Source organism: Arthrobacter sp. NPDC080031, from assembly GCF_040702485.1.
Classification (GTDB): Bacteria; Actinomycetota; Actinomycetes; order Actinomycetales; family Micrococcaceae; genus Arthrobacter.
Genome location: NZ_JBFBLA010000005.1, coordinates 13,676 through 35,632, shown reverse-complemented (window position 1 = coordinate 35,632; position 21,957 = coordinate 13,676). Strand labels below are relative to the sequence as shown.

17 protein-coding genes are annotated in these 21,957 nt (G+C 65.3%); 10 read left to right on the top strand and 7 right to left on the bottom strand.

Annotated elements, in window-relative coordinates:
• Positions 1 to 44: 44 nt before the first annotated feature.
• Together AB0323_RS05480 and AB0323_RS05475 are read left to right on the top strand one after the other, a co-directional pair.
• Positions 45 to 941 carry an RNA methyltransferase gene (locus AB0323_RS05480; protein WP_366176436.1) on the top strand — a complete coding sequence of 299 codons (897 nt, stop codon included), beginning with the start codon at positions 45 to 47 and terminating at the stop codon, positions 939 to 941.
• Positions 942 to 1,059: 118 nt separating this feature from the next.
• Complete coding sequence (locus AB0323_RS05475; protein ID WP_366176435.1) at positions 1,060 to 1,977, top strand: cation diffusion facilitator family transporter; 918 nt, start codon at positions 1,060 to 1,062, stop codon at positions 1,975 to 1,977.
• Positions 1,978 to 2,099: 122 nt separating this feature from the next.
• On the opposite strand, the gene AB0323_RS05470 is transcribed toward AB0323_RS05475, so the two are convergent.
• Positions 2,100 to 3,308, bottom strand: coding sequence for an MFS transporter (locus tag AB0323_RS05470; RefSeq protein ID WP_366176434.1), 1,209 nt, complete (start codon positions 3,306 to 3,308; stop codon positions 2,100 to 2,102).
• A gap of 146 nt (positions 3,309 to 3,454) precedes the next feature.
• On the opposite strand from AB0323_RS05470, the gene AB0323_RS05465 reads away from it, so the two are divergent.
• Entirely contained in the window at positions 3,455 to 3,895 is a 441-nt protein-coding gene (locus AB0323_RS05465; RefSeq protein WP_366176433.1) for a (deoxy)nucleoside triphosphate pyrophosphohydrolase, read from the top strand.
• Positions 3,896 to 3,919: 24 nt separating this feature from the next.
• Here AB0323_RS05465 and AB0323_RS05460 read toward each other — a convergent pair whose 3' ends face one another.
• Positions 3,920 to 5,014 carry an Rv2578c family radical SAM protein gene (locus AB0323_RS05460; RefSeq protein ID WP_366176432.1) on the bottom strand — a complete coding sequence of 365 codons (1,095 nt, stop codon included), beginning with the start codon at positions 5,012 to 5,014 and terminating at the stop codon, positions 3,920 to 3,922.
• A 112-nt stretch (positions 5,015 to 5,126) separates the two neighbouring features.
• Here AB0323_RS05460 and pcp point away from each other — a divergent pair, with 112 nt between their 5' ends.
• Positions 5,127 to 5,774 carry a pyroglutamyl-peptidase I gene (gene pcp / locus AB0323_RS05455; protein ID WP_366176431.1) on the top strand — a complete coding sequence of 216 codons (648 nt, stop codon included), beginning with the start codon at positions 5,127 to 5,129 and terminating at the stop codon, positions 5,772 to 5,774.
• Here the strand turns inward: pcp and AB0323_RS05450 are convergent.
• Positions 5,771 to 6,427, bottom strand: a complete 657-nt coding sequence (locus AB0323_RS05450) for an SIMPL domain-containing protein (RefSeq protein WP_366176430.1) — start codon at positions 6,425 to 6,427, stop codon at positions 5,771 to 5,773. The two genes, pcp and AB0323_RS05450, sit on opposite strands and share 4 nt — an antisense overlap.
• Positions 6,428 to 6,613: 186 nt before the next feature.
• Between AB0323_RS05450 and pheS the strand changes: the two genes are divergently transcribed.
• From pheS to AB0323_RS05435, 3 genes are all read left to right on the top strand, one after another.
• The gene (gene pheS / locus AB0323_RS05445; protein WP_078105647.1) at positions 6,614 to 7,675 is read left to right on the top strand and encodes a phenylalanine--tRNA ligase subunit alpha; all 1,062 of its coding nucleotides are present in this window, start codon (positions 6,614 to 6,616) and stop codon (positions 7,673 to 7,675) included.
• Between the two features lie 2 nt (positions 7,676 to 7,677).
• Complete coding sequence (gene pheT / locus AB0323_RS05440) at positions 7,678 to 10,227, top strand: phenylalanine--tRNA ligase subunit beta (protein WP_366176429.1); 2,550 nt, start codon at positions 7,678 to 7,680, stop codon at positions 10,225 to 10,227.
• 128 nt (positions 10,228 to 10,355) lie between these two features.
• Positions 10,356 to 10,919, top strand: a complete 564-nt coding sequence (locus tag AB0323_RS05435) for a 4'-phosphopantetheinyl transferase superfamily protein (protein ID WP_366176428.1) — start codon at positions 10,356 to 10,358, stop codon at positions 10,917 to 10,919.
• A gap of 20 nt (positions 10,920 to 10,939) precedes the next feature.
• On the opposite strand, the gene AB0323_RS05430 is transcribed toward AB0323_RS05435, so the two are convergent.
• The 4 genes from AB0323_RS05430 to AB0323_RS05415 all read right to left on the bottom strand — a co-directional run bounded on the left by AB0323_RS05430 (position 10,940) and on the right by AB0323_RS05415 (position 18,593).
• Positions 10,940 to 12,325, bottom strand: coding sequence for a M1 family metallopeptidase (locus AB0323_RS05430; RefSeq protein WP_366176427.1), 1,386 nt, complete (start codon positions 12,323 to 12,325; stop codon positions 10,940 to 10,942).
• 81 nt (positions 12,326 to 12,406) lie between these two features.
• Positions 12,407 to 16,237, bottom strand: coding sequence for a Pls/PosA family non-ribosomal peptide synthetase (locus tag AB0323_RS05425; protein WP_366176571.1), 3,831 nt, complete (start codon positions 16,235 to 16,237; stop codon positions 12,407 to 12,409).
• A 166-nt stretch (positions 16,238 to 16,403) separates the two neighbouring features.
• A complete protein-coding gene (locus AB0323_RS05420; RefSeq protein WP_366176426.1) occupies positions 16,404 to 17,369 on the bottom strand; it encodes a quinone oxidoreductase in 966 nt (321 codons plus the stop codon).
• Positions 17,370 to 17,504: 135 nt separating this feature from the next.
• Complete coding sequence (locus AB0323_RS05415) at positions 17,505 to 18,593, bottom strand: acyl-CoA desaturase (protein WP_366176425.1); 1,089 nt, start codon at positions 18,591 to 18,593, stop codon at positions 17,505 to 17,507.
• Between the two features lie 189 nt (positions 18,594 to 18,782).
• On the opposite strand from AB0323_RS05415, the gene argC reads away from it, so the two are divergent.
• The 3 genes from argC to argB are packed head-to-tail and all read left to right on the top strand — an operon-like array spanning position 18,783 to position 21,934.
• On the top strand, positions 18,783 to 19,814 hold the full coding sequence (argC, locus tag AB0323_RS05410) for an N-acetyl-gamma-glutamyl-phosphate reductase (protein WP_366176424.1): 1,032 nt from the start codon (positions 18,783 to 18,785) through the stop codon (positions 19,812 to 19,814).
• Positions 19,811 to 20,977 carry a bifunctional glutamate N-acetyltransferase/amino-acid acetyltransferase ArgJ gene (gene argJ / locus AB0323_RS05405; protein ID WP_366176423.1) on the top strand — a complete coding sequence of 389 codons (1,167 nt, stop codon included), beginning with the start codon at positions 19,811 to 19,813 and terminating at the stop codon, positions 20,975 to 20,977. Before argC ends, argJ begins: the two co-directional genes overlap by 4 nt.
• A gap of 12 nt (positions 20,978 to 20,989) precedes the next feature.
• Positions 20,990 to 21,934 carry an acetylglutamate kinase gene (gene argB, locus AB0323_RS05400; protein ID WP_364531585.1) on the top strand — a complete coding sequence of 315 codons (945 nt, stop codon included), beginning with the start codon at positions 20,990 to 20,992 and terminating at the stop codon, positions 21,932 to 21,934.
• Positions 21,935 to 21,957: the final 23 nt, after the last annotated feature.

The window sequence follows — 21,957 nt, the reverse complement described above, 5'->3', positions numbered from 1 at the left end:
CCTCAGTTCATGGGACAGTGGCAACTGCCACTAAAGTTCTATATATGAACGAAACCGGGCGCCCGCAAGAACTTCCGATGTCCAACCCCCGAGCCGATCGGGTCAGGGATGTCGCGAAGCTTGCAGGGCGCCCGGCCCGTTTAAAGCGCGGCCGGTTCCTCGCGGAAGGCCCCCAGGCCGTTCGCGAAGCGCTGGTCCTGCACCGGGAGCGGACCGCGGCGGGGGAGCCCGGCGTCGTATACGAAGTCTTCGCGAGCGAAAGCTGCCTGGAGCGGCTCCCTGAACTGGCCGAGCTCGCCGACGGCGTTGCCTTGCGGCTCGCGAGCGACGATGTCCTGGCCGCCATGGCGGACACCGTCAATCCCCAGGGGATCGTGGCCGTCTGCGGTTTTGTGGACGTCAGCCTTGAATCAGTGCTCGACGCCGGGGCGCGGCTGATCGCCGTCATGTGCCAAGTGCGGGATCCCGGCAACGCCGGAACGGTGCTTCGGGCCGCTGATGCGGCCGGGGCGGATGCAGTGGTCTTGACGGCCTCCAGCGTTGACATCTACAACCCGAAAGCTGTGCGGTCCACGGCAGGTTCGCTCTTCCACCTGCCGGTTGTCCTCGGTGCGGACGTCGAGGAGCTCGTGGCCCTCTGCAAGGAGCGCGGCATCGGAATTCTCGCAGCCGACGGCTACGGCACCCTCAATCTGGACAAACTCCAGGACGAGAACGCGGCACGCCGCCTGGGTGCGTCGGCGGCACCTTCGGCCTACGCACTCGAGGCCCCGACGGCCTGGCTGTTCGGCAACGAGGCGCAAGGACTTTCAGACTTCGAGCTGGCCCTTGCGGACCATCGTGTCGCAGTGCCCGTCTACGGTTCGGCGGAAAGCCTGAACCTCGGCACGGCCGCCACTGTCTGTCTGTACGCAAGCGCACGCTCCCAGCACGCCGCCTGAGAATTTCCCAACAGGTACGGTATTCCTTGCAGGGACGCAGCCCCGCGGTCCGTTCCTGCCGATTCACTCACATCCCCTGAACTCACATCCCCTGAACCGAAGAAGAGGTGGAGCCTTCGTGGCTGCAAATGGCGGTACCAAGGCAATCGTGGCGGCATTGAGTGCCAACCTGGCGATCGCTGTGCTCAAATTCGTCGCATTCGTCCTGACGATGTCGTCGTCCATGTTGGCCGAGGCGATCCACTCCGTAGCCGACTCCGGCAACCAATTGCTCCTGCTGCTCGGCGGGAAGCGGGCGCAACGGGCCGCAAGTCCCGAACACCCGTTCGGCTATGGCCGGGAGCGCTACATCTATGCCTTTATCGTCTCGATCGTGCTGTTCAGCGTGGGCGGCCTCTTCGCGCTCTACGAAGCCTGGGAGAAATTCCAGCACCCCCATGGCATTGAAGGCGGTTTCTGGTGGGTGCCGCTCGCCGTGCTGTTCGGAGCCATTGTGGCGGAGTCCTTCTCGTTCCGCACCGCAATCCACGAATCCAACCCCTTGCGTGGCAAACAGAGCTGGATCAAGTTCATCCGCAACGCCAAGCAACCGGAACTGCCCGTGATCCTCCTGGAGGATTTCGGAGCCCTCCTGGGCCTCGTTTTCGCGCTGTTCGGCGTGAGCCTGACACTGATCACGGGCGATGGCTTGTGGGACGCCGCGGGCACAGGAATGATCGGCCTGCTTCTTGTGGGCATCGCCGTCGTGCTCGCGGTGGAAACCAAGTCGTTGCTGCTTGGCGAATCAGCCACCAAAGAGGACAACGCGCGGATCACGGAAGCGATTGAGTCCGATGGCACGCGCATCATCCACCTCAAGACCATGCACCTGGGCCCGGAGGAGTTGCTTGTCGCTGCGAAGATCAGCGTGGGCGCGGCAGATACGGGACAGTTGATCGCCAAAGCGATCGACGCCGCCGAACTCAGGATCCGCACTGCAGTACCGATCGCCCGGGTTATCTACCTGGAGCCCGACGTCGAGCGGGTCCAGGTCTAAGCAGCCCCGAGGCAGCGTAGCGGCGGGGGCGCGTTATCCGGCAGCATGCGTCTAAGCGACGAAGGAGCGAGCATGCAGAGGATGATGTGCTTTCGTCGCGTAGCCAAGCATGCTGGGCAACACTAAGCCGCCAGCGGCCGCTTGCGCTCCAACCAGCCGCTGATGCCCGCGACGCCGAGGCCCAGGACTGCCAGGACAGCTCCAACGAGGGCAGGGGCGACGTATCCCCAGCCCCAGGCGATGACCACGCCGCCGAGGAACGCGCCAAGGGCGTTGGCGATGTTCAGGGCGGAGTGGTTGAGCGAAGAGGCCAAGGACGGGGCGTCCGGCGAAGCGTCGAGGAGGCGCGTCTGCAGGGGCGGAATAAGCATAGAGCCGATACCGCCCACGATGAAGACCATGATGAAGGCCGACCACGCCCAGTGGGCTGCGACGGCGTAGGCCACCAGCGCCAAGGCGATGAGGGGAAGGACCCGGTAGATGGTTCCCATGACCGACTTGTCGGCGATGCGGCCGCCCACGATGTTGCCTGCCACCATGCCGAGTCCGTAGAGGGCGACTACGAGGGGGATCAGCGCCTCCGGGATCCCGGCCACGGACGTCATGGTGTGGGAGATGTACGTGTAGGTGGCAAAGAAGCCGCCGAAACCGATGATTCCGATCAGCAGTGCCAGCCACACCTGGATGCGTTTGAGGGCACCAAGTTCCCGGCGGATGCTTGCCTCGGGGTGGGCAGGCTCAAAGGGGACAAACTTCCATAGCAACACACTGGTGGCCAGGCCGATGATGCCCACCACGACGAAGAGCAGGCGCCACCCGAATGTCTGGCCGAGCCATGTAGCCGCAGGAACGCCGATTACGTTGGCGACAGTAAGTCCGCCCATGACCATCGAAATCGCCCAACCGCGCTTGGTGGGAGCAACCAGGCTCGCTGCGATGACCGCGGCGATCCCGAAGAAGGCGCCATGGGGCAGCCCCGAGGCAAACCTCGTGATCACCATGGTTCCGTAGTCCGGCGCAACGAAGGACGTCAGGTTCGCTATGGAAAGGAACAGCATGAGTCCCAAGGCGAGTTGCTTGCGGGGGAGCCGGGCGCCCAGCGCAGCGAAGACCGGCGCCCCCACCACGACCCCCAAAGCGTAGGCGGAAATCAGGTTCCCGGCCTCGGGAGTGCTGATATTGAGTCCCTGCTCGATCTCCTTGAGCAAGCCCATCATGGTGAACTCCGTGGTTCCGATGGCGAATCCGCCCATGGCAAGGGCGAAGATCGCCAGCGACACGTGACGGCTTCCGGTCTTTTGGGAGGTCTTGGTGACAGCGGTAGTGGTCATCGTCCTGTTTCTTGGGGGCGAGCGGGATGCCACTCGAAGGGAATAAAGCCGACTTTTAACCTTAGTGCGGGTCGAGGCCGAATGTCCCCGAATGTGACAACTTCCATAGGCAGGGCTGATGGGCTGACGGCCAATAGACTGTTGCGGTGACTGGACTGATAAGCGTGGCGGGCGCCGCCGTCGTCGATTCCCTTGAAAGCCCGAAGCGGCTGCTGGCCGCAAGACGCAGCGCCCCGCCGCAATTCGCGGGAATGTGGGAGTTCCCGGGCGGCAAGCTGGAGGCGGGGGAGTCCTTCGAAGACGCGCTGCACCGCGAGCTGCTCGAGGAACTCGGGATCACTGTCCGGCTCGGGGCCGAGGTGGAACCGGACGCAGGCGCCGGTTGGCCCCTGAACGAGCGGGCCGTCATGAGGGTATGGTTCGCCGAACTGCTTGACGGCGAACCGCGTCCGCTCCAAGACCACGATGAACTCCGGTGGGTTCCCCTTGGCAATGGAGACGAAGCGTTCACGTTGCCGTGGATTCCTGCTGACCTGCCTATTGTCCGTGCACTGCTGGAACGGGTGGCCTCGGGCCTGCCCGGCTAGAAGACCTGGCTAGAAAGGACCCGGCTAGAAGAGAGTCGACTGGCCGGTTGCTGGAAAGGAAGCCGGTGGAAGGGAAACCGGCGTCTCCTTGCCCGTTGTCGCGTTCCTGTGGCTGAAACCGCTGCTCCCGGAAAAGCCGTGACGGGCCTTGAAGTAGTTGATGCGGCCACTCAGCCAGGTCCTGTATTCCTTCGAAGCATACGAGCCTTGGCCGTAAAGGCGCCGGTACTTGCCGACGAGGCCGGGGTGATGCGCCGCCAGCCATTGCATGAACCATTCCCGCGTGCCCGGCTTCAGGTACAACGCCCCGGCCGTCACGCCAGTGGCACCGGCCTCGGACAGGGCGGTAAAGAGCGACTCCAGGGCGTCATCGCTGTCCGTCAGCCACGGCAGGATGGGCATGGCCATGACACCGCAAGGCAGCCCGGCCTCGCGCAGCCGGCGGATGAGCTTGAGCCTGGCTCGCGGCGCGGGCGTGCCCGGTTCCACTGCCGAGGCCAGGGTTTCGTCAGTCATGGCCAGCGAGATACCCAGATCCACGGACACTTGGCTGGAGGCGTGCTTGAGGAGGGGGATGTCGCGGCCCAGGAGGGTTCCCTTGGTGAGGATGGAAAACGGAGTACCGGAATCGGCGAGGGCCCGGATGATCCCCGGCATCAACTGGTAGCGGCCCTCTGCCCGCTGGTACGGATCCGTGTTGGTGCCAAGGGCCACATGATGGTGGCCCCACGAGGGTTTGGACAGTTCCTTGCGCAGGACTTCCGCCGCGTTGATTTTCACTATGACTTGGGAATCGAAATCGTGTCCGGCGTCGAACTCCAGGTAGGTGTGGCTCTTGCGTGCAAAGCAATAGACGCAGGCGTGGCTGCACCCGCGGTAGGGGTTGACCGTCCATTCGAAAGGCATCTGGGAACCGGACGCCACCTTGTTGAGCACCGATTTGGCGGTGACCTCATGGAAGGTGACTCCGGAGAATTCGGGGGTTGAGACGGAACGCACAAGCCCGGCCAGCGGCAGCAGTGCGTCCGTTGCTGGGGCGGCTCCGGACAGAATGCTGTTGCTGTTGTCTCCGGGTGCCGGACCACGTTGTGGTGAAAGTGCTTGTGCGTCCCATCTCATGGCCTCCATTCGAATATATGTTCGAACGCTTGTCAAGGCCCGATGAAAGAACGCCCGTGGAAGATCGAACGATGACCCTCGAAGCCGGGCCAGCTCTTGCTAGGGTGGGTTCATGATTCTGCTGACGGGTTTCGAGCCGTTTGGCGGCGATTCCCACAACCCCTCGTGGGCTGCCGTCCTCGAAGCGCAGGAAGTTTTGCGCGCCGAAGGGCATGAGGTGGAAGCGCTCGAGCTACCGTGCGTTTTCGGTGAATCCGCTGCCGTCCTGCGCGAGGCCATGGGGAGGCTGCGCCCGGAGCTGGTCGTGTGCGCCGGGCTCGCCGGCGGCCGGGACCGGCTCTCCTTGGAGCGCGTGGCTATTAACTGCGATGACGCCAGAATCCCGGACAACGCTGGAAACAGGCCCATCGACGAGCCTGTGGTCCCGGAAGGGCCCGCGGCGTACTTCAGCACACTGCCGGTGAAGTCCGCGCTCAGAGCCTTGCAGATCGCCGGAATCCGCGCCGAAGTCTCGCAGACTGCCGGGACCTACGTCTGCAACCACGTGTTCTACGCCCTGATGCACGAGCTCGCCGGGGGTGTTGCGCCCCGCGCGCGGGGCGGCTTCGTCCACGTTCCCTATGACGAGGCCCAACTGCCGCAGGGTAGTGCCGCGCCTGGGATGGCGACGCGCGACATGGGACGGGGGATCGCCGTCGTCGTGCGCACTGCGCTTGAGACTCCGGTGGACGTGAAGCTATCCGCGGGCGCTGTCCACTAGCCGCCGCTACTCCCCGGTGAGTCGAGCTCCCACTGCACCACAACGCTCGCAGTAACCGCCACCGATCCCGCTTCGATGGGCACGCTTTGGCTCGCTGCGGCGCGCTTCATGCCGCCCATCATCGGCACCGGCGATCCATGCTCCAGGCGCTGGTCTATGGATAGCACTTGCCCCAGCCTGCCGCCGGCAAGTGCGGCAAACCGGGCCGCGTTTGCTTCGGCCTCCCGCCATGCCGCCTCTTGCGCCCGCGCGGCAACGGCGGAGGAATCCGTGAATCCTTGTTCGATCCCGTTGATGCGAAGGCTGTCACCGCCTGCAGCCACCGCGGCGGATATGGCCGCCGGAGCCGCTGATGGCGGGCTGACCCGGGCAACCAAGGTGGTGGATGCAACATAACCAGTGACTTTTTGCCCTTGGTTTTCGGCCCAGACGAGTTCGGCACGGAGATTGAGGCCACTGGTGCGCAGGTCAAGACCGGCCACACCGCGCCCGCGCAACGCCTCCCTCACGGCCGAGGCGATCGCGCCGGCGTCGCCATAGGCAGCTTCGGCCGCGTCGCGCCTGACCTCGACGGCGAGCGTGAACGTGAGCAGGTCGGGAACGGCTTCGGCGGTTCCTTCTCCGGTGACAGTGATGGTGCGGGCCGGTGTCATGAGGCCATGCTAGCCCCGGGCGCTCGCGGACGCCGTCCGGAGGGTGTCACGGGTTAAAGCCCCACCGAACCCTTCTACTAGACTGGGTGTTAGTGCCCGCCGGACGTGTCCAGCGAGCATCGCTCCTGCTTTTGCCATGGCCTCGCCTGGTGAAGACCATTTCCGACTCGTAGCTAAGAACAGTAGATGACTGACACTTTGCCGGGCGCTGCCATCCCGAACCCTCTGGATGAAGCCGCCATCACCGCTGCCGTTGAGGAAGCCGTCGCCGCGATTGCCGCTGCATCCTCCCTCGAAGAACTCAAAGCCGTCCGCTTGGCGCACACGGGCGAGAAGTCGCCCTTGAGCCTTGCCAACCGTGAGATCGGTGGCCTGCCCAAGGAGCAGAAGGCCGCCGCAGGCAAGCTCATGGGTTCCTCCCGTGGGCGGGTCAACCAGGCGCTCGCAGCTCGGACCGCCGTGCTCGAAGCCGAAAACGACGCCCGCATCCTTGTCGAGGAAACCGTCGACGTCACGGCAGCGCCGCGGCGGCGCCGTGCCGGCGCCCGCCACCCGCTGTCCACGCTGCAGGACCGCGTGGCTGACATCTTCGTCGGCATGGGTTGGGAAATCGCCGAAGGACCCGAGGTCGAGTCCGAGTGGTTCAACTTCGACGCCCTCAACTTCAAGCCCGACCACCCCGCCCGCGAAATGCAGGACACCTTCTTCGTGGAGCCTCCCGAGGCGCACCTGCTCATGCGCACGCACACTTCCCCCGTGCAGGTCCGTTCCATGCTGGAGCGCGAAGTGCCCATCTATGTACTATGCCCGGGCAAGGTATTCCGCACCGATGAACTCGATGCCACCCACACGCCCGTGTTCCACCAGTTCGAGGGCCTTGCCATCGACAAGAAGCTGAGCATGGCCGACCTGCGCGGCACCTTGGAGCACTTCGCCCGGCAGATGTTCGGTGACGAGGCACAGATCCGGCTGCGTCCCAACTACTTCCCGTTCACCGAACCCTCCGCGGAGCTGGACATCTGGCACCCGGGCGCCAAGGGCGGCCCCCGCTGGATCGAATGGGGCGGCTGCGGCATGGTCAACCCCAACGTCCTGCGCGCTGCCGGCATCGACCCGGACGAGTATTCAGGGTTTGCCTTCGGCATGGGCATTGAGCGCACGCTCATGTTCCGCAACGAGGTCGGCGACATGCGCGACATGATCGAAGGCGATGTACGTTTCAGCGAGCACTTCGGGATGGAGATCTAACAGTGCGTATCCCACTTTCATGGCTGCGTGAATTCGCGCAGGTTCCGGCCGACGCAACGGCCGAAGACGTCATGGCGGAACTCGTCAAGGTCGGTTTTGAAGAGGAAGCCGTCCACCGCCCCACGGACGAACTCAAGGGCCCCATCGTGGTGGGCCAGGTCCTGAGCCTCGTCAAGGAACCGCAGAGCAACGGCAAGACCGTCAACTGGTGCCAGGTCCGCGTGGTTCCCGAAGGCCAGGAGCAGACCCTGACCGGCAAGGGCATCGACCCCTCCGGTGTGCAGGGCATCATTTGCGGTGCCCACAACTTCGTCGAGGGAGACAAGGTTGTGGTGACCCTCCCGGGCGCCGTGCTCCCGGGTGATTTCCACATTTCCGCGCGCAAGACGTACGGGCACCTGTCAGCAGGCATGATCGCCTCGGTCCGTGAACTCGGCATCGGCGAGGACCACGACGGCATCCTGGTGCTTTCCCGCATCGGCCTGGATCCCGAAATCGGAACCGACGCCATGTCCCTCCTCGGCCTCTACGACGAAGCCGCCGAAATCAACGTCACTCCGGACCGCGGCTACGCGTTCTCGATCCGTGGTGTCGCCCGCGAATACGCCCACGCCACCGGAACCGTCTTCACGGACCCTGCCGCCAAGGTCAATGCCCCTGCGGCACTCTCCGGAGGCTACGGCGTCAAGCTCAACGACGACGCTCCGATCTACGGCAAGCCCGGTTGCGACCGCTTCGTGGCCCGCACGGTCCGCGGCGTGGACGCCAGCCGACCCACCCCGCCATGGATGGTCTCCCGGCTGCGCCTGGCCGGAATCCGCTCCATTTCGCTGCCTGTCGACATTTCCAACTACGTGATGCTCGAACTCGGCCAGCCGAACCACTGCTACGACCTCGACAAGCTTTCGGGCGATATCGTGGTCCGCCGCGCCGTGGCGGGGGAGAAGATCACCACCCTCGACAACAAAGTGCGTGCGCTCGACGTCGAAGACCTCCTCATCACCGACGACTCCGGCGCCATCGGCATCGCCGGCGTCATGGGCGGAGCCAACACCGAGGTTTCCGATTCGACCACCAACATCCTCGTCGAGGCAGCGCACTTCGACGAGGTCTCGATCGGGCGGTCCCGCCGCAGGCACAAGCTGCCGTCGGAGGCGTCCAAGCGCTTCGAACGCGGAGTGGATTGGCAGGTTGCCAACGTTGCTGCCCAACGCGTCGTCGACCTCCTGGTTGAACTGGCAGGGGGGACGGCAGACGAAGCCGGTACCGACGTCGGGACGGCGCCCGATGCCGTGACCATCGAGCTGCCGGCCAACTACGCGGCCTCCCGGATCGGCATCGACTTCACGGAAGAACAGATCACCGGTTCCCTGAGGGACCTGGGCGCCATTGTCCTCATGGGCGAAGAGAGCGGCTCTTATCTGGTCACGGCCCCGAGCTGGCGCAATGACCTGGAAACCAAGGAAGACCTCTCCGAGGAAATCGCAAGGCTGGTGGGCTACGACAACATCCCGGCCACCCTGCCCGTGGCCCCTCCAGGCCGCGGCTTGACCCGGACCCAGCAGCAAAAGCGCCGCGTGGTCCAGGCCCTTGCCGACGCGGGGCTCACCGAGGTCCTCTCGTACCCCTTTGTCTCCAAGTCATCGAATGACACCTTCGGCGTGGCAGAGGAAGGCGCGGCACGCACCGCCCTCAAACTGGCCAACCCGATCAGCGAAGAACACGGTTACCTGCGTACCTCCGTACTTCCCGGCCTGATCGAGGTTGCCCGGCGCAACCACTCCCGCGGGTTCCGCGACCTCGCCCTCTTCGAGGCAGGCTCGGTGTTCCTTCCCGACGGGCAGTTGGGCACGGCATCGATCCCTCCGCTGGGCGTCAAGCCTTCCGACGAGGTCCTTGACGGGCTGTACGACGGCGTCCCGGACCAGCCGCTGCACATCGCCGCTGTTTTGACCGGCCATGATTCCCCGGCCGCCGCGGCCCACACTCCGCGTGCCTGGGACTGGGCCGACGCCCTGGATGTTGCCCGGCTCGTGGGCGACGTCCTCGGCGTGGAACTCGTGGTCAGCCAAGGCAGCCACCAGGCGTTCCACCCGGGCCGTGCCGCGAAGTTGGCGCTCCGCTCCGGCGACATCGTGGGCTACGCCGGCGAATTGCACCCCAAGCTGCTCGCAGCCCATGACATGCCGGCGCGCTCCGTTGCCCTCGAGCTCAACGCGGACGCACTTTTCGACGCCGCTCCGGACGTCATTGTTGCCAAGCACATCTCCGGTTTCCCGGTGGCAACCCAGGACGTTGCCCTCGTGGTGCCGCAGGACATTCCGGCGGACGCCGTACTGGCCGCACTCCGGGAAGGCGCCGGCGAACTCCTCGAGGACGTCGCCCTGTTCGATGTCTACGCGGGCCACGGCATCGAAGACGGCAAGAAGTCGCTCGCCTTCGCGCTGCGATTCCGTGCCGCGGACCGCACCTTGACCGCCGACGAGGCATCGGAGGCACGCGAGGCCGCCGTCGCAGTCGCCGCAGAGCGATTCGGAGCAGTCCAGCGCTGACGAGAATCAACCCGGGGATCCAGGGGCTGGCTGTTCACATCCAGTCCCTGGATCCTGCCGATTCCGCCGACATCGAGAAGATGGCGGCGGAATTGCTGTCTCCGGCCGAGACCCTACGGGGAGACGCCATGGCCCCGGTCCTCCGGCTGGAGTTCCTGGCATCCCGGCTGGCGCAGCAGAACTTCGCCGCAACCCTCCTGGGTGTTCGCGCTTCGAAGCTCCAGGCGGCCTATGAGTGCCCGGAATGCGGTGCCGGGCCGGACATCGCACACGGCCGGCCCGGTTACCTGCTCGACGGCGGCCCAGCCCCCCTGGTGCTCAGCGCCTCACGGGCGTCGGGCTGGGTGCTGTTTGCCGGCGTCGTGCATCCGGAACCGGGGCTCCGGGTGGGCGTGGATCTGGAAAATGCGGCGGGCACGGAGTTCGCCGGCTTCGACGACGTTGCCCTGACCGCACGCGAGCAACTCCATCTCAACGCGCTGGAACCCGGGCACCGGGCCCAGGAGCGCGCCCGGTTGTGGGCGCGCAAGGAAGCCTGGTTGAAGATGACAGGCGAAGGGCTCAGGGTGGCCCCTGATACCCTCGATGTGCTCGAACGGCCGGGACTGTGGGACCTGGAACTCCCGGCCAGCGCCGACGGTCGGGATCTTCCGGCCGGACTGCTAGCGGCCCTCGCGGCAACGTCCCGTTGAATCCTTGGATTTGCTGAATTTCAGGATCGACCGAAGGCGGGCAGCCGTGCTTGGTACAGCCATGGTTCCAGGACGCTGGCCGCGTCGAGCCCCGGGACGTAGGCGTTGGCCACGGAGATGAATTCCGCCGTGGACACTGAGCTGTGGCGTTTGGCTTCGGTCCAATGCCGCAACAATCCGAAGAACATTGCGTCCCCGCATGCACGACGGACGGCATGGAGGGCAAGGGCGCCACGCTTGTAGACACGGTCGTCGAACATGTGCTCGGGCCCGGGGTCGCCGATCACCAGGTCCTGGGCGCCCACGTCGAGCTTGCGCCATGCGGCCCTTGCACGGTTGGCGAGGGACATGACGCCGGCTTCCTCGGACCAGATCCACTCGGCGTAGCAGGCGAAGCCCTCATGCAACCAGATGTCCCGCCAACTGCTCACAGTGAGCGAGTTGCCGAACCACTGGTGGGACAGCTCGTGGGCGATAAGGCGCTGCGCCTCCCATGATTGCTCCATGTGGTTCCGGCCGAAGATCGAGAGGGTCTGGGCTTCGAGGGGAATTTCCAGTTCGTCCTCAGTCACGACGGCCGTGTATTCCGCAAAGGGATATGGACCGAAACAGTCCACGAAGGTGCGCATCATGTCGGCCTGCCGCGCCAGGCCTTCGCGGGCTTCGGTCAACAAACCGGGGGAGACGGCAACGAACTGGGGCACCGGGGTCTGGCGCAGGGCTTCGGCATGATGGGCCGTCCCTGTGCGGGTTCCCGCGAGGGCGGGGCTGAGCTGGTGAAGCCGGTAGCGCCCGATCTGCACGGTGGCGAGATAGCTTGCCATCGGCTCGCCCTGTTCGTAGACCCAGGTTTCGCGGCTTGATTTCCTGCTGTGGGAGACGAGGCGGCCGTTGCAGATCGCGCGGTAGTTGTCGTCGGTGGTGATACTGATCAAGTAGCTGGACTTGTGCCGCGGATGGTCGTTGCACGGGAACCAGGACGCGGCGCCATTCGGCTGCCCGGCCACCAGGACGCCGTCGTCGAGCTCTTCCCAACCGACTTCGCCCCACAGGCCCCGGCGCGGCTGAGGATTGCCGTCGTAGCGGAGCTCAATGGTGAAATGCTGGCCTGTCCGCAACCGGTCCTTGGCCGTGATCACGAGGTGCTCGCCGCGGATACTGAACTTCGGCACTTTCTTGCCGTCCATCAGGATTTTGGAAGCCTTCAGGCCCACCAGATCCAGGATCACCGAGTCCGTGTCTTCGAGGGCTATGCAGCGAAGCATTGCACGGCCGTTGAGCCGGTTGCTGCCCAGGCTGTAGTCCAGGTCCAGCTCATACCTCAGCACTTGGAATGCCAGGCTCCCGTGATGCAGCGTGTAGGGATCGGCGGCAGTTGTGGTGATTCCTGGTTCGCTAGGGCTCATGTGCGCTGGCTGCCTCCGTGTAGCTTGTTGTGTTGCTGTTATCCTGGGCTCGTATTTCATAGGCCCTCTTGCCAATCTACGCTACGGTCCGGACCACGGGCTGACCGGGTTGCCCATCCAGTACGTGCCAGCGGGGACAGTCTCACCGCGCATGACCAGCGACGCCGGTCCCACCGTTCCGCCCGCTCCGATGCTCGCGCGCGGCAGGATGACCCCGTGCGGGCCCATCGTGGCGCCGTCCCCAAGGACCACGGTGTCTATGCTCATGATGCGGTCATGGAAGAGGTGTGTCTGGACCACGCAGCCGCGGTTGACGGTGGAGCTTTCGCCGAGCGTGACGAGGTCGGCTTCGGGCAGCCAGTAGCTCTCGCACCAGGTACCCCGGCCGATTTTCGCGCCGAGCGCCCGGAGCCACCACACCAACGCCGGCGTGCCGGACGCCGAACGCGCGAACCAGGGAGCGCTGACCATTTCGATGAAAGTGTCCACCACTTCGTTGCGCCAGATGAACGAGCTCCATAGGGGATGCTCGCCCTCTTTGATGCGCCCCACCAGTATCCACTTGGCCGCGACCGAACTCGCCGCGGCCACGGCACCTGCTGCGAGGACCACGATTCCCCCAAGGACGGCCGCGAGCCAGTAAGAGGATTCGGTGGCGATCCAGTCGAGTACCAACATGATGCCGACGGCGATCCCCACCGTCAGGATGACCGGCACCAGCCGGCACAGTTCCCACAGGGCCCGTTTGGTCTTGAGGGCCAGCGGCGGGTTGAAGGTGAGGCTCTGGTCCGCATTGACTGCGGTGCGGCGCAGCCTGACAGGTGGACTGCCCAGCCAGGACGTGCCCGATTTGGCCTTTGCCGGCGTGGCCGATAGCACCGCGACGAGTGAGTTCTTGGGTACGCTTCGGCCTGCGGCGGTCATTCCGGAATTGCCGAGGAACGAGCGTCTACCGATCTTGGCCGGCGCGATCTTCATCCAGCCGCCGCCCAGCTCGTACGAGGCCACCATGGTGTCGTCGGCGAGGAACGCGCCTTCGCCGATGGTGGTCATGCGGGGCAGGAGCAGCACCGTGGAAGCCTCCACGTTACGGCCTACTTTGGCACCCAGCAGGCGCAGCCACACGGGGGTGAAGAGGCTCGCGTAGATGGGGAAGAGCAGGTCCCGCGCCATGTCGAGCACGCGTTCAGTGGCCCAGACCTGCCAGCCGACGCGGCTGCGGACCCGGTAGTACCCTTCCTTGAGACCAACGCCGAGCATCCGGGTGGTCCCCAGGATCAGCAGGAGATTGCACAGGAACCAGGCCAATGCCGCCAAGGGAATGGCAAGGAGGAGTTCCGGGAAGGCATCCTGCAGGGAACTCCGGCCTTGGATGAAGGCCAGAATGACGATCGCGCCGACGAATGCCGAGATGTAGGGGATCAAGGCCAGTAGCGCCGAGGCAGCAGCGAACGCCGCGAACCAGAGCCGGCCGATCAGATGGTGTGACGACGGGGTCTCCGGCCAGCCATGCTTGGCTTTGCCACGGCGTTCGGCGGGGGAGCCGGCAACAAGGTGCCCGGCCTTGACCTTGCCCAACACCGCGGAACCGGGCTCCACGCGCGCACCTGCGCCGATGCTGGCTCCCGGCATGAGCGTGCTGCGGGAGCCCACTGTGGCGCCGGCACCTACGTGGACGGCGCCGATGTGGACGTAGTCACCGTCGATCCACCATGCGGAGAGATCCACTTCGGGTTCGATGTTGCAGCCGCTGCCCAGTGACAGCAGTCCTGTGACGGGCGGCAGGGAGTGCAAATGGACGTTGTTCCCGATCTTCGCACCCAGTGCCCTGGCGTAGTAGGGAACCCAGGGTGCGGTGGCGAGGCTGATGGCGCCCGAAAGATCCTGGATCTGTTCGGCCAGCCACAGCTTCAAATGGACTTTGCCTGAGCGCGGGTAGGTTCCGGGCCGGACACCCCGCAAGAGTATTCGCGCGGCCAGGATCGAAACGGCCATGCGTCCCGGCGGGCTGACGAACACCAGCCAAGACGCCAGGATCCACCACCATGACACCACGGGAGCGGCTGTGAAACCGGCGAAGTCGGCCAGCAAATGGTTCGCGGCCATGAGGTAGGTGAGCCAACGCATGCCCACCAGGATGTTGAGGGGAATGCCCATCAGGGTCTGGAAGATCTGTGATTTCCGGGAGGTGGGCCGAACCGTGCGTTCGGCCGCCGGCCCTTGGATGCCGCCTTCAGGCAGTGACTGCCGCGCGGCGTCGATCAAGGCGCCGACGCGGGGTGTTGCGTAGATTTCGGCCACCGTGATGACGGGGTAGCGCACGCGCAGCGCCGAGACGAGCTGGGCCGCAGCGAGGGAGCCCCCGCCATAGGCGAAGAAGTCGGCGTCGAGCGAGGTGACGGCTGAGCCGAGAACGCTTTCCCACTGCTCAACCACCCATTGGGCGTCCTCTGGCAGGTTGAGTGGTGCCTTGTCTGCATCCGCGGCGCCCGCCCCCGCCAACGGCCACGGAAGGGAATGCCGGTCCACTTTGCCGCTGGTCTTCGTCGGAAGCGAATCCACCACCGTCAGCAGGGGGATCAGCGCGGCGGGAAGGCTCTCCGTGAGCAGCTCGCGGGAAGCTGCGAGGTCGATGTCCTGCGGTCCGGCCGGAGCCAGGTAACCGACCAGTATCTGGTTCCCTGCCGCCGTCGTGCGGACTGCAGCGGCGGCACCTGCGACTCCTGGAAGGGCCTGCAGGGCGGCGTCGATTTCACCGAGTTCGATGCGCCGGCCACCAAGTTTGACCTGCTCATCCGCGCGGCCTTGGAAGATGAGGCCGGCTTCCTCATAGCGGACGAGGTCGCCGGAGCGGTACGCGCGATCCCACCCGAGGGACGGCATCGGGGCGTACTTTTCGGCGTCTTTGGCCGGATCGAGGTAGCGGGCAAGTCCGACGCCGCCGATGATGAGTTCGCCCGTCCCGCCTTCCGCGACCGGGACACCGGAGGCATCGACGACTGCGAGGTCCCAGCCGTCCAGCGGCAATCCGATCCGGACGGGGCCTTCTGCGCCCAGGGGAGCCGCGCAGGCCACGACGGTTGCTTCGGTGGGGCCATACGTGTTCCACACTTCGCGGCCGTCCACTGCGAGGCGCTCGGCGAGCTCGGGAGGGCAGGCTTCGCCGCCGAAGATGAGCAGGCGCACGTTCTCGAGGGCTTCTGCCGGCCAGAGGGCCGCGAGCGTGGGAACTGTGGACACCACTGTGATGCCGTGGTTGATGAGCCATGGGCCAAGGTCCATGCCGGAACGTACGAGGGCGCGCGGGGCCGGGACCAGGCAGGCACCGTGCCGCCACGCGAGCCACATCTCCTCGCAGGAAGCGTCGAAGGCGACTGAAAGGCCGGCGAGGACCCGGTCCTGCGGACCTATGGGATCCTGCCGGAGGAAGAGCCGGGCTTCGGCGTCAACAAAGGCGGCGGACGAACGGTGCTGCACCGCCACACCCTTGGGCGTGCCGGTGGAGCCCGAGGTGAAGATGACCCAGGAGTCGTCGTCCAGTTTGGGTGCACGCGGAGCGGGATGAGGTGTTGGGCGCTCCCCGGACACTTCGATCCTGCGGCCCTTTGTGACGACGGCAGACACTTTGGCTTCGCCGAAAACCAGCCGTGCCCGTTCCTCGGGATCGTCCGCGTCCACGGGTACATAGGCGGCCGCAATCGAGATGATCGCCAGAATGGCGATGTACAGATCGTTGGAGCCGGAGGGGACCCGCACTCCGATCTTGTCTCCGGGGCCCAGTCCGGCCGCGTTGAGCGTGGCGGCAAAGCCTCGCACCTGCGCCATGAGCTCGGAGTAACTCAGCGACTTTTGCCCGTCATCGAGGGCAGAGGCCTCCGGAAATGCCAGGGCAGTGTCTTCGAGAATCTCCATGAGCGTGCGCGCCGGGGGCGCTGCTGCTGAGCCTTGCAGCTGGGGCAGATGCACCCTGTGGAGTTCCAGGCTGTCCGCCGGGATTTCATGTTCCTGGGTCACGTTCGAAGCTTCTCGCATAGAGGTGAACAAAAAGTGTCAGCGGTCGCGTGGCCGTTGCTTGCGTTTATGGGACCAACAGTAGCTTGCCCGTCGTCTTGCGGGCTTCCAGGTCGCGATGGGACTGGGCGGCTTCGGCGAGCGGGTACGCTGCGCCAATCCGGACTTTGAGCGCGCCGCTCGCGGCAGCACCGAAGACTTCGGCCGATCGCCAGCGCCGCTCTTGCGGGTTCTGCAGGAAGTGGCCAAGCGTCGGGCGTGTCAGGGACAACGATCCGCCCGCGTTCAGGCGCTGGGGGTCAAACGGAGGCACCGGTCCGGATGCTGCCCCGAAAAGGACGAGCGAGCCGCGGATGCGCAGGCTCGCAAGGGAACCGTCGAAGGTGTCCTTGCCGACGCCGTCGTACACCACGTTGACGCCTGCGCCGTCGGTGAGCTCGCGGACCTTGTCCGCAAATCCGGTGTAGCGCAGGACCTCGTCCGCCCCGGCTTCCCGTGCAAGGGCTTCCTTCTCGTCCGAGGAGACTGTGGTGATGACCCGGGCGCCCCGGGCCTTGAGCAGCTGCGTCAGGATGAGACCCACGCCGCCGGCGCCGGCATGGGTCAGGACGGTGTGGCCCGGTTCCACGCGAAAGGAAGAGTTGATCAGGTAGTGCGCAGTCATTCCCTGCAACGGGAGGGCTGCTGCCGTGTGGTCGTCGACGCCGTCCGGCACCGGAAGCGCTTTGTCGGCGTCGACGAGGGTGTAGCCGGCGTAGCTGCGGGATCCTTCAGCGGTGGCGACCCTGTCCCCGACGGCGAAGTCCTCGACGCCTGCGCCAATGGCCTCCACGGTGCCTGCCGACTCGGAGCCGGGGGTGAACGGATACTCGACCTTGTAGAGGCCGCTGCGCTGGTAAGTGTCAATGAAATTCACCCCGGCGGCTGCGACTTTGACGAGGAGCTGGCGCGGGCCCGGGGCCGGAACTTCGGCCTCGGAGAGTTCGAGGACTTCGGGTCCTCCGGCTTGCCGGGCAATGATCGCTTGCGTCATGGGTCTCCTTCTCCGTCGAGGCACTTTCGTGCCCGCATTCACACACCCATCCTAGGGAGCGGAGTCCGTCGAGTGTCCAGTCAGCGGCTTGGGGCCGTGGTTCGCCGTAATGTGTCCCGGTGGTCTTCGGGCGTGTCAGCCCCTGCCGTGCGCGGAAGCAACAGGGCAGTCAAAGCCGCGGCCGGCGGCGAGCCCTACCTCATTGAGGTAGCGTACGACGATGGCGTACGACTGCATCAACGTGGTTTCGGTGTAGGCAATGGAGTGCTTTTCGCAGTAGCTTCGAACGATCTCAGAGGCGCGGCGCAAGTGGGGACGGGCCATGTCGGGGAAGAGGTGGTGTTCCGCCTGGTGGTTGAGGCCGCCCAGGAGGATGTTCATGAAGGGTCCGCCGGAGATGTTCCTGGCAGTCAGAATCTGGCGACGCAGGAAATCGACGCGCGCGTCGGTGGGCAGAACCGGCATGCCCTTGTGGTTCGGGGCGAAGGAAGCGCCCATGTAGAAGCCGAACACCATGATCTGGACGCCGAGGAAGGCAAATGCCATGCCAAGCGGCAGGAAGGTGAAGGCAAGGACCGGAAGCGCGAGAAGCCGTGCCAGAAGGATGGGAGTCTCCACCCAGCGGTGCTTGATGGCTCCGGGCCGCAGGATGTACATCAAGGACTCCCACTGCAGGCTGATGCCCAGCAGCATGAGGAGCGGGAAGAAGAACCAGCCTTGCCTGCGCGTGAGGAACGCGAAGCGTCCCTGCCTGCCCGCGGCGGCTTCAACGTGGAAGGCCAGGGCTCCGGTCTTGATGTCCGGGTCCTTGGAAATGACGTTCGGGTTGTTGTGGTGCGCGCCGTGCTTCTGTTCCCACCAGGAGTAGCTGATACCGGCAACCGAAGTGGCCAGGAGGCGCGCGGACCAGTCATTGGCCCTGCGGGAGGCAAAAATCTGGCGGTGGCCGGCCTCATGGGCCAGGAAGCTCAACTGGGTACAAAGGATGCCCAGGGCAGCGGCGATGAGAAGCTGGTACCAGCTGGGGCCGATCAGCGCGAAGCCGAACCAGGTTCCGGTCAGCAAGAGGACCAAGGACGCAAAAACGCTGATGTAGAAGCCGACGCGGCGCTTCAAAAGCCCTTCCGCCCGGACAGTCTTGAGGAGTTCGGAATAGCTGAGCACGACGGCGTTCGGTTGCCGGACGCCCTTATGAGGACGTTCCGTGGTGGAGGTCAGTGACATATGCAGTTGCCCCGTAATAAATAACGGGCAACGCTGCAGCCGACGATCGGCTGCACGGTCTAGATCACCCTCTATTTAGCATACGCCCTCTGGTCGGCTGTGCCGGGACGATGGGGGCATCGGCCGGGCATCGAAACTGGCATGCATAAATATCGGCAACCATGAATAGTTTTGCTGTATAGTCTTGCCATGACTATTTCTGTTGCCGTCTCCGGTGCCAGCGGCTACGCCGGGGGAGAGGTGCTGCGCCTTCTGGCAGGGCATCCGGACGTCACCATCGGTGCCATCACAGCGCACAGCAACGCCGGTTCCAGACTAGGGGAGTTGCAGCCGCATCTCCATGGTTTGGCCGGCCGGATTCTCGAGGACACCAGCGTGGAAAACCTCGCCGGCCATGACGTGGTGTTCCTGGCGCTTCCGCACGGAGCCTCAGCTGGGATCGCAGCACAGTTGCCGGAAGGCACGCTGGTGATCGACGCCGGCGCGGACCACCGCCTCGAAGACCCCGCTGCGTGGGAAAAGTTCTACGGCTCCGCCCATGCCGGGACCTGGCCTTACGGGCTGCCGGAACTCCCCGGCCAGCGCGACGCGCTCAAGGGTGCGAAGCGGATTGCCGTGCCCGGCTGCTACCCGACGTCGGCCCTCCTCGCCCTCACGCCCGGCTTCGCCCGCAAGCTCCTCCAGCCGGACGACGTCGTGATTGTTTCAGCCTCCGGTACCTCGGGCGCCGGCAAGGCGGCCAAGGTGAACCTCATCGGTTCCGAGGTCATGGGCTCCATGAGTCCTTACGGCGTGGGCGGCGGACACCGCCACACCCCCGAGATAGAACAAGGACTTTCCAACGCCGCCGGTGAACCGGTCACCGTGTCTTTCACTCCCACCCTCGCGCCCATGAGCCGCGGCATCCTGAGCACGGCGACAGCCAAGGTCAAAGCCGGCGTCACCGCTGCCGAACTCCGCAATGCCTGGGCTGAAGCGTACGACGACGAACCGTTCGTCCACTTGTTGCCCGAAGGCCAGTGGCCCGCCACCAAATCGGTGCAGGGTTCCAACCACGCCGTCATGCAGTTGGCCTTCGACGAGCATTCCGGCCGCGTGGTTGTCACGTGCGCCATCGACAACCTGACCAAAGGGACCGCCGGCGGCGCCGTGCAGTCCATGAATATTGCCCTCGGCCTGGACGAATCCGCCGGCCTCAACGTCCAAGGAGTCGCCCCGTGACCATCACCGCCCCCCAGGGATTCCGGGCCGTCGGCGTCAAAGCCGGCATCAAGGCATCGGGCAATCCCGATCTCGCCCTGGTTGTCAACGACGGCCCCCTGAAAGCCGCAGCAGCCGTTTTCACCTCCAACCGCGTCGCCGCGGCTCCCGTGCACTGGTCCCGCCAGGTTCTCTCGGACGGGCGCGTCGACGCAGTGGTGCTCAATTCCGGCGGGGCCAACGCCTGCACCGGTCCGCAGGGCTTCCAGAATACGCACGCGACCGCCGAGAAAGTGGCGGCCGTCCTCGGGATCTCTGCGTCCGACGTCGTGGTCTGCTCCACCGGACTCATCGGCGAGCAACTGCCCATGGACAAAATCATCCCAGGCATCGATACAGCGTTCGCGGAGCTCTCCGAGAACGGCGGTCCCGCCGCAGCCACGGCGATCATGACCACGGACAGCGTGGCGAAAGAAGCAGTCTTCACCGGTACCGATGCCACAGGCAACACGTTCACGGTCGGGGGCATCGCGAAGGGCGCCGGCATGCTGGCGCCGGGGCTGGCAACCATGCTGGTGGTGCTCACCACTGATGCCCAGGTCCCCGCGGAAGAGCTCGACGTCGTGCTCCGCGACGCCGCGCGCGTCACCTTCGACCGCACGGACTCGGACGGTTGCATGTCCACCAACGACACGGTTGTCCTGCTGGCCTCCGGGGCCTCCGATGCCATCCCGTCCGCCGAACAGCTTGGCGCCGGAATCACCCAGGTGTGTGCCGAGCTTGCCCGCAAGCTGATCGGCGACGCCGAAGGCGCAAGCCACGACATCGCCATCCGTACGTTCAACGCGGCGAGCGAACGCGACGCCGAAATCGTCAGCCGCGCCGTGGCCCGCTCCAACCTCTTCAAGACCGCCATCTTCGGCAAGGACCCGAACTGGGGCCGGGTCCTGTCCGCGGTGGGCACCACGGACGCCGTCTTCGAACCGGACCAGCTCAACGTCTCGATGAACGGCATCCAGATCTGCCGCAACGGCAGCATCGGCGAGGACCGAAGCCTGGTTGATCTCGAGCCCCGCGAGGTTCTCGTGGAAATCGACCTGCAGGCCGGCGACGCCGAGGCCACCATCTGGACCAACGACCTCACGCACGAGTACGTGCATGAGAACAGCGCCTACTCGAGCTAGGCGGGGATGAGCATGACTGCGCACACCCGCGAAAATACGTCGATGAGCGATGCCCAGGACAAGGCCGCAACCCTGATCGAGGCGCTGCCGTGGATCCAGCGCTTCGCGGGCACCACCATGGTGATCAAGTACGGCGGCAACGCCATGGTCAACGAGGAACTCCGACGCGCCTTCGCCGAGGACATCGTCTTCCTGCACCACGTGGGTATCCACCCTGTCGTAGTGCATGGGGGTGGACCGCAGATCAATTCGATGCTCGGCCGGCTGGGCATCGAATCCGAATTCAAGGGCGGCCTGCGCGTCACCACCCCCGAAGCCATGGACGTGGTCCGCATGGTGCTCACCGGACAAGTGGGCCGCGAACTCGTGGGCCTCATCAACTCCCACGGCCCCTATGCCGTGGGCATGTCCGGTGAGGACGGCGGACTCCTGCGTGCCGTGCGCACCGGCACCGTGGTGGACGGGGAAGAAGTGGACCTCGGCCTGGTTGGCGAAGTGGTGGGTGTTGATCCCACGGGTATCGAGGACATCCTCGACGCCGGCCGCATCCCTGTGATTTCCACGGTCGCCCCCGAGATCATTGACGAAGGGGACGGCACGGGCTCCACCACGGGGCAGGTCCTCAACGTCAACGCGGACACCGCTGCAGCGGCGGTCGCCTCGGCGCTGGGCGCATCCAAGCTCGTCATCCTCACCGACGTCGAGGGCCTCTACGCCAACTGGCCGGACAAGTCCTCGCTCATCTCCTCGCTGACGGCCACGGAGTTGCGGGAGATGTTGCCGCGCCTCGAGTCCGGCATGATCCCGAAAATGGCCGCCTGTTTGAAGGCCATCGACGAAGGAGTGGAGCGGGCCCACATTGTGGACGGCCGCCTGCCGCACTCCATGCTCCTGGAAACCTTTACGACCGCGGGCATCGGAACCCAGGTTGTCCCCGACGAGGAAGTGAACTCATGAACGAAACCGTTGGCCTGAGCCCG